This window comes from Candidatus Protofrankia californiensis (genome assembly GCF_900634765.1).
Classification (GTDB): domain Bacteria; phylum Actinomycetota; class Actinomycetes; order Frankiales; family Frankiaceae; genus Protofrankia; species Protofrankia californiensis.
Genome location: NZ_CAAAFT010000404.1, coordinates 6,408 through 13,868 on the forward strand (window position 1 = coordinate 6,408; position 7,461 = coordinate 13,868).

Consider the following 7,461-nt stretch of genomic DNA (forward strand, 5'->3'; position numbering starts at 1 on the left):
TGACGACGTTGTGGGCGGCCTGGGCACCGCCGTTGAACCGGATCACAGCGCGCACAGGTCGGCCCCGCACGGACGCTCGCGCGCACAGGTGGTCGACGACCGTTCCCTTGCCCGCGTCACCGAACCCGAGGTCGACGACGATGGTGTGGCGGTGTGGCACGGCGGTGTTCGTCTCTCCACGTCATGGTTGGGGAATGGTTGCGGATGGGCGCGAGGTCACGGTTGCGGACGGGCGCGAGCAAACTACAACGGAGCGAGCAACCTACAACCGGGCGATCCCCTTTGAACCGTCGTCGAGGCCCGGCAGGCCGTCGGAGACGACCACCGCTGCACGGTCGTGCGCGTACGCGGCAAGGGCCTTGCCGACGGCGCCGACCGGTGCGTCCGCGTCGGTCTCGCGCAGGTGCTCCAGTCCCTCGTCCAGGTCGATCGCGTCCTCGGCCAGACCGATGGTGAGCGCGATCGTCTCGCACACGGCATCGAGGTCGTCCAGCTCGATGACGTTCTGTCGCAGCAGACCGCGCCAGGCAGCGAGCACCTCGGTGTCCCCGGCGTACGAGGCTCCCTGCGGCAGGATGTAGTACACCTCGTACATACGCTGTAGCTCGGCGACGATGCGCTCGACCGGGATGTCCTCACCCAGATCGTCGCCGATGACCGAGGCGACCTCCCGGCACTTGACCCGCCGGTAGGGCAGCTCGTCACCGATGACGAAGAGGTAGCCCCGCTTGCCACGCTTGTCGTAGCAGTCGATCGAGGTGTGCCGGGCCATGAAGTACAGGGCCAGCTCGTAGGACTCGGTCTTCTGCCCGCCGCCACCGCCTTCGATGAAGATGTTGCCGAGATGGTCGTCCATCCGGTTGTCGGACTCGAACTGACCGACCTGCAGGGGCACCCGGTCGCAGGTGGCGTCGCCGATCGCGCCGAAGAGGATCTGTGGGTCGTCGACGTATCCCTTGCGGATGAGCAGGCCGAGCAGTTCGGGCAGCTTGGTTTGCAGGGTACGCGGCACCTGCCCCATCGAACCGGTCACGTCGAACAGGACGCCGATGGCCAGCGACGTCGGATGCTCGTCGCTGTCATGGCTCTCGCGCGTCCCGACGCTGTGCGGGTCGAGGTCGGGATGGGCTTTCCAACTGCCGCGCGGGCTGCTGTGGCGGACGCTGTCGCCGTAGTGGAACGCGCTGCGGCCGGTACGCCGTCGATAGCTCGAGGCCGCGTCGTAGACGTCGGTGGACCAGGATCCACTGCCCATGGGATTCCTCCGGTTCGAGTTCGGGGTTCGGGGTTCGGTCGTGCGCCGAACCCGAGGGCTGAAAACAAGGAGACGAAGGCAATGAGAATGAAAACAATGAGGCCGAAAAAATGTGGCCGAGGACAGGGACAGGACGGCGATACAGGGTAATTCGGCGACATAAAACAATGCGGTGGTGTCAGTGGATGACCGGGCTCGCTCAGGGATGCTCGTCGGCGTTGTCTGGGGTCGGGATCCGCAGCGGCCGGAAGCGGCGCGGGCCGTAGAGCCGCTCCAGCAGTTCGTCGAGCTCGCCGAGCAGGCGCCAGGCATCGTGCGGCCGCCGGGACTGACCAGGCAGAGTGCACCCTCGGGCGAACCGCAGGATCGGCCTGGGAGCGTCGTCGCGCAGCAGGTACGTCATGCACATCGTCGCCAGGTAGATGTCGGTGGCCGCGTCCGGAGGCCGCCTGGCCGCGACCTCCGGCGGATACATGTCGACGAAGCGGTCAACCATCGCCGGCACATGCATCGCCGGCACATGCCCGGCCGCGCCGCCCGAACCGTCCGTGCCGGTGACGACCGAGTAGCACCAGTCCACGAGGACCAGGCCGTGGTCATGCGGGTGGATGAGCACATGGTCGGGTACGACGGCGCCGTGCACGATCCCGGCTCTGTGCGCGTACCCGAGGGCGGCGAGCAGCCGCCGCCACATCCACGCGACGTCACGGGCATCGAGCCCGTCCGGGCACACGGCGCGCACCTCGGCCAGCGAGCGGAAACCGTGGACACGCTCGATGACGTTCGCCCGGCGTAGCCCACCGCCGACGCCGTCGCGATGCCGGAAGGTCTCGACGAGGCGGGGCACGTATGCGGCGAACCGGTCCTCGCCCTCGCGCGCCAGCCGTCGCAGCGCTGTCACCTCGCGCTCCATCAGGTCGTTGTCGGCAACCGACCGCGGGATCTTCAGCAGCGCACAGACCTCGGTGCCGCCGGTGCCAGGGTCGGCGCCGGCGTACGTGACCTCGCTCAGGGTCGCGATATCACCGCGGGCGTGGACCTTGCCGACCGAGTAGACGTGCTTCCTGGTCGTGACGACGGCCCGCCGGCCCGCTGTCTCCCCGGCGATCTCCCGCTGGTACCGCTCCCACAGGTGGCCCAGGCGGGTGAAGGCGGCCTGGGCGTCGGGGCGCCGGTCAGCCGGGACCGCGTCAGGATGGACCGTGCGCGCCAGCGTCCGGTAGGCGCGGCGGCCGGCGCGCAGGCACGCCTCGGGTGTGTCTCCGCCCCGCCCGAACAGTGCTACCGGACCGCTGGCGCGCAGGATGAATTCCACGGCTTCGTCGATCGTGGTCGGGACGGGCGGCGGCACCGGGCCCGGCGCGTCCGGCGTGTGGGTCATGCCTGTGGCGCCTGCTGTCATGCCTGTCGTGTTTGTCATGCGCCCTGCTCCCGTGCGGGGCGCAGCAGCGCCGGGTGCAGCAGGCGGGCGGTGCTGGCGCGGTAAAGCCGGGCGCGGCGTCCGCCACGGGCCCCGCCGCGGACGGTGGCGGCACCGGTGTCCTCGACGAAACCGGGGGTGGACAGCACCTTCCGGTGGAAATTTCCGGGGTGCAGGGACTCTCCCCACACGGCCTCGTAGACCTCGCGGAGTTCGGTGACGGTGAACTGCTCGCCGGCGAACGCAGTTGCCAGCGGCGTGTACTCAAGTTTGGATCGGGCTCGCTCGAAGCCGTCGGCGAGGATGCGGGCGTGGTCGAACGCCAGTCCGTGCGGGTCGATCGTGTCGACCGCGTCGGCGGGGACCCAGGCGGCCGCACGGGCGTCACCGCCGGCGGTGGGATCGGGCAGGTCCGGCGCGAAGACCAGGTAGGCGACGGAGACCACACGCATGCGCGGGTCGCGCCCGGGTGCACCGTATGTGCCGAGCTGCTCGAGGTGGACCCGCCCCAGCTCGTACGGGGTGGCGACGGTGTCGCCAGACGCGGCGAGCCCGGTCTCCTCCGCCAGTTCACGGACGGCGGCCTGTGGGAGGTCCTCCTCGTGACGGGTGCCGTCCGGGGCGATGCGCGTACGGACGAAACCTCCGGGCAGGGACCAGCGACCCGCATACGGCATTTCGCCACGACGCACCAGCAGGACGTGCAGGACGCGCCGGTCCACCCGGCCACCGGCTTCCAGCACATCCGTTCGATTACGGATCGTCAACGCAACGACGTCGACGGTAACCGCAATCAGGTCATAGACACGAGGGTCGTACGAGGCGAGCCAGCGCCCCTCCTCCGCTGGAACACCCCCCGGCCCCTCCACCGGGACGGCTCCCGGCCGGCAGCCACCTGGCACGCCGGCCGCCGGCGAGAACCGGGACTCCACCGGGTCCATCAACCGCTCCCTCCTGGGCACCGGCATGCCGACACCAGTTCTTCTCAACTAGAGATTTTCTCGATTCGAGAAGAACATATCGGACGCCATGACGAACCGCAAGAGGGCGAACCACCGGTGGAGGGGCCGCCGGCGGGAGGGGCCGGCGGCGGGGCGGACTGCTGATCGTCCGCAGGCGCGCCTCCCACCCGAGCCGGGAGACAGCGTCCCGAGCCGAGCCACGACGCAAACAACTTGGTTCACACCGAGCGGGAACTCAGTGTGAACCTTCGGCCAAAGGGCCCGACCGATGCGCGTCGGCCCGCATGCACCCGCCCCTGTCTCGCCCTTGTGGACACGGAGCTGCTGGCCGACGCGTCACCACCGCTGCTTTCGACCTTTCGACATCAGGCATCGGACGACGTAGAGCCATCGGATCCGCTCAGGTCCCGCAGGCCTGGGCCTTCCGGACCTGCCGGACCTGCCGGACCTGCTTCCGGACCCCGGACGCCAGAAGCATGATCGCGCCGCCTTTGGCCCTCCGGACCCGTTCCAAGCAAAGATCATGTAGCGGGAACGAAATGATACCGGACTCCGGTGAGTTCTTCGGAGAGACCCCAGAGCCGTTCGGCGGCGTCAGGGTCCAGGGCTGTTTTGACGGGTTGGACAACCGTGGGATAACCCTTGGATTCACCGCGTTCACCGGGACCGATGAACTGGCCGCCTTCGGCGTCCGGATGAGTGGCCGCATACAACTGGCTCAGTGCCCCTGTCCCGGCATCCTTGGCGATGAACCGGTTGGTGATTTTCAGTACCAGGTTCAGCAGTCCGGTCGGCCCGGCGGACTGCAGGTTCGTAGCCGCATAGCCCGGGTGGGCCATGAGGCTTCGTACCGGCGCCGCGCTCGCCCGCAGCCGGCGGTCCAGTTCCAGCCCGAAGAGGATGTTGGCGAACTTTGACTGGGTGTAGAACGTGACCGGGAAATACCTGCGTTCGCCGTTGAGGTTGTCCCAGTGGATGGAGCCTTTTTTGTGCAGGGCGGAACTGACTGTGACGACACGCCCGCCACTACCGGCCGCCAATACGTCCAGGAGCAGCCCGGTGAGTGCGAAGTGCGCGAGGTGATTGACGCCGAACTGCACCTCGAAGCCCTGTGCGGTGAGCGATCGCGGCGGCATCATGATCCCCGCATTGTTCACCAGTACGTCGACGGGTATCCCGTCCGCGATGACACCCTTGGCAAAGGTGCTGACCGAGTCCAGGTCCGAAAGGTCGAGACGGCGCACCTCCAGACGTGCCTCCGGTTGCCCCACACGCAGTTTCTCCAGTGCCTCCTCACCCCTGGCTTCGTTGCGGACGGCCATGACGACGTGGGCACCACGGCGGGCCAGCTCTCGGGTGGTGATGTAACCAAGCCCGCTGTTGGCCCCGGTCACGATGAAGGTCCTGCCAGCCTGATCGGGAATATCGTCGGCGGTCCAGCGACTCATAGCGGTTCCACACTCCGGTGTTCTTGAATGATGATCTACTCATGCCCGTGCTGACTTCCGAGAAGCCCAGGCGCGCTCTCAACTCAACAGCAGTTCGCTCTCAACAGCAATTGCAGCGTGTCCGGGGAGCTGACCTGCCTGTGTATTGTGCACGGCCTCCGGGGCACGACAGTCGGCGGACTGGCAGTGTAGCCCGCGTGCCCAAGGCAGGCTCCCTCGGCCCCGGACGAGGACATGCAGACGATCACACCACGCCCGGTCCTGAGCATGTGCGGGATCTCGTATTTGATCGCCAGGAACACCCCTCGGCTGTTCGTAGCGGCGATGTCGTCCCATTCTTCGACGCCGGTTTCGTGGAGCGGCTTGGAGAACTCGACGCCGGCGTTGTTGAAGGCGATGTCGAGACCTCCTTACGTCGCGGCGACCCGGTCGACAAAGGACTACACCTGCGCCGGTACCCGGACGTCGGCCTTGACGTACACGGCCTTGCCACCGGCCTGGCGGATTTCCTGCTCGACCTGCCCCCACTCGGAGCGATCGGCCGGCAACCGATCGACCCGAAGGAGGCGAGCACCACGGCGGAGGCCGACAGCAGGGCGGGGTAGCTCCCCTCGGAAGCACCTCCCGGACACCCTGAATGGATCATACTGTGACGGACAGTAGCGACACCGGGACGACAGGCCGCTCCCTGATCTCTCCTGCGCAAAACACCGCTGCCACGTTCCAACCGCGGGCGTGTACGAACCCGGGTTCTCACAGAAAACGCGAGAAATCACGAACGACGACGGGGTTAATTCTTGTCCAATTGCACCGAAGGGCACAATGAATCGCAGCTGCCGGCCGACGCCGGAGCGCCGCGGCCGCCCATCCGAACATACAATCGACCGATAGCGTCGGACGACTCCTGGTACTCTGTTCCCCGGCTTTGACTAGAAAAAGGCAATCGGGTCGACGAGAGCAGGGAGACTGCGGGATGCCAACCGCCGACACCAGCCAGAACGTGCTCGTTTTCGACATCTCCCGTCACGCCGGGAACTCCGGGAACTCCGGCATCCAGCGGGCCACGACCGAGGTGCCGGCATGACACTCCCCCACACGACGGCCCCTCATGACAGCCGCCCCCCGGGGGAGTTTCCCGCCGACGAACATCCCGGCGAGGCGATCGCGGTTCCCTGGTCAGTGGTGTCGGACTATCGCTGTTTCGGCTGTTCTCCACACAACGAGCAGGGGCTTCAGCTGCAGTTCCGGACCCATCCGGAGGGGATGCAGGCCCGCTTCCGCTTCGGACGGGCACACGAGTCGTACCCGGGGGTCGTGCACGGCGGCCTGACCGGGGTGGTGTGCGACGAGATCATGGGCAACCTGATCGTGCTGCGGACCGGCCTGACGGCGTTCACCACCACCATGAAGGTGCGCTACATCCTGCCGCTGCTCATCGGGACGACATATGACTGCGTCGCCCGGCTGCGAACCCAGGACGAGGGGAAGGCGGGCAACCGGCTCACCGATGCCACAGCCGAAATCCTCAGCCTGGACGGCGACACGATGGCCACGGCCACGGCCAGCTACCAACTGGTCAGCATGCAGGCGGCACGCCGGCACCTCGCCCTCGACGATGCCGACGCCGACCGTCTGCGGAACGTGATGCCCGAGCGCCGGAACGGGCAGGCGTTCGAGCCGCATCCCAACGGGCAGCACGCGTAGACGCACGACGAGCCATGTCGCACCGGAGCCGGATCACCGGCGCCGGTGTGACATGGCATCGGCACCGGAGCACCGGCGCTGCGTCAGGAGCGCCACGGCCACGGCCGGGCTCGTCAGTTGCCGAACACGTCGAGAAGCGTTGCCGCGCCGCCCGGAGCCAGCTCCGCGGCAAAATTCTCCACGTATGCCCGAATGGTCGGATGCTCGGCGAACACCGAGGCGCGGACGTCCTGCTCCAGCTCCGCGCTCAGCTTTGCCGCAACCTCGATCAGGTTCAGGGAATCCAGCCCGACGTCGAAGAGGCTCTGGTCCGGGTCCACGGCCTGTGGGTCGTCCAACCCGAGCATCTCGGCGACCGCACGCTGGATGAACTCGATGAGGACCGGGTGTCTCTCGCGGCCCTCGGCCGCCTCGAGCCGGTGGCGCAGCGTCTGCTCTTTCGGCTCTTTCGGCGCGGCGCCCTGGCCCGCGCCGCCGGCCGGACCCACCCGCTGCTCCGGCTCGACCCAGTAGCGCCTGCGCTGGAACGGGTAGGTGGGCAGCGGCACGCGCCGACGCAGATGATCGGCGTGGAACGCCGGCCAGTCAAGGTCGACGCCGCTGGTCCACAGGCGTCCCGCGGTCTGGAGCCACGCCTGCCGGACGCGGCCGGCGGAATTGGTGTCCCGCGGC

Annotated in this window: 8 protein-coding genes; 1 reads left to right on the forward strand and 7 read right to left on the reverse strand. The window is 67.8% G+C overall.

Features of this window, described 5'->3' with window-relative positions:
• The 6 genes from DD1DGNOD_RS29920 to DD1DGNOD_RS30925 form a co-directional block, all read right to left on the reverse strand.
• On the reverse strand, positions 1-160 hold a 160-nt coding region (locus DD1DGNOD_RS29920; protein WP_241255876.1), incomplete at its 3' end, for an adenylosuccinate synthetase.
• Positions 161-262: 102 nt separating this feature from the next.
• Positions 263-1,255, reverse strand: a complete 993-nt coding sequence (locus tag DD1DGNOD_RS20620) for a hypothetical protein (RefSeq protein WP_131768160.1) — start codon at positions 1,253-1,255, stop codon at positions 263-265.
• Positions 1,256-1,454: 199 nt separating this feature from the next.
• Positions 1,455-2,675, reverse strand: a complete 1,221-nt coding sequence (locus DD1DGNOD_RS20625; RefSeq protein WP_241255875.1) for a lipopolysaccharide kinase InaA family protein — start codon at positions 2,673-2,675, stop codon at positions 1,455-1,457.
• A complete protein-coding gene (locus tag DD1DGNOD_RS20630) occupies positions 2,672-3,616 on the reverse strand; it encodes an NUDIX hydrolase (protein WP_131770858.1) in 945 nt (314 codons plus the stop codon). The genes DD1DGNOD_RS20625 and DD1DGNOD_RS20630 overlap by 4 nt, the downstream gene beginning before the upstream one ends.
• 542 nt (positions 3,617-4,158) lie before the next feature.
• Positions 4,159-5,085 carry an oxidoreductase gene (locus DD1DGNOD_RS20635; RefSeq protein ID WP_131768162.1) on the reverse strand — a complete coding sequence of 309 codons (927 nt, stop codon included), beginning with the start codon at positions 5,083-5,085 and terminating at the stop codon, positions 4,159-4,161.
• 83 nt (positions 5,086-5,168) lie between these two features.
• Positions 5,169-5,483 carry an SDR family NAD(P)-dependent oxidoreductase gene (locus tag DD1DGNOD_RS30925; RefSeq protein ID WP_206443341.1) on the reverse strand — a complete coding sequence of 105 codons (315 nt, stop codon included), beginning with the start codon at positions 5,481-5,483 and terminating at the stop codon, positions 5,169-5,171.
• Positions 5,484-6,165: 682 nt separating this feature from the next.
• Here DD1DGNOD_RS30925 and DD1DGNOD_RS20645 point away from each other — a divergent pair.
• Positions 6,166-6,789, forward strand: coding sequence for a PaaI family thioesterase (locus DD1DGNOD_RS20645; RefSeq protein ID WP_131770859.1), 624 nt, complete (start codon positions 6,166-6,168; stop codon positions 6,787-6,789).
• A 113-nt stretch (positions 6,790-6,902) separates the two neighbouring features.
• On the opposite strand, the gene DD1DGNOD_RS20650 is transcribed toward DD1DGNOD_RS20645, so the two are convergent.
• Positions 6,903-7,461, reverse strand: a 559-nt coding sequence (locus DD1DGNOD_RS20650; RefSeq protein ID WP_165036927.1) for an acyl carrier protein, incomplete at its 5' end; no start/stop codon positions are given.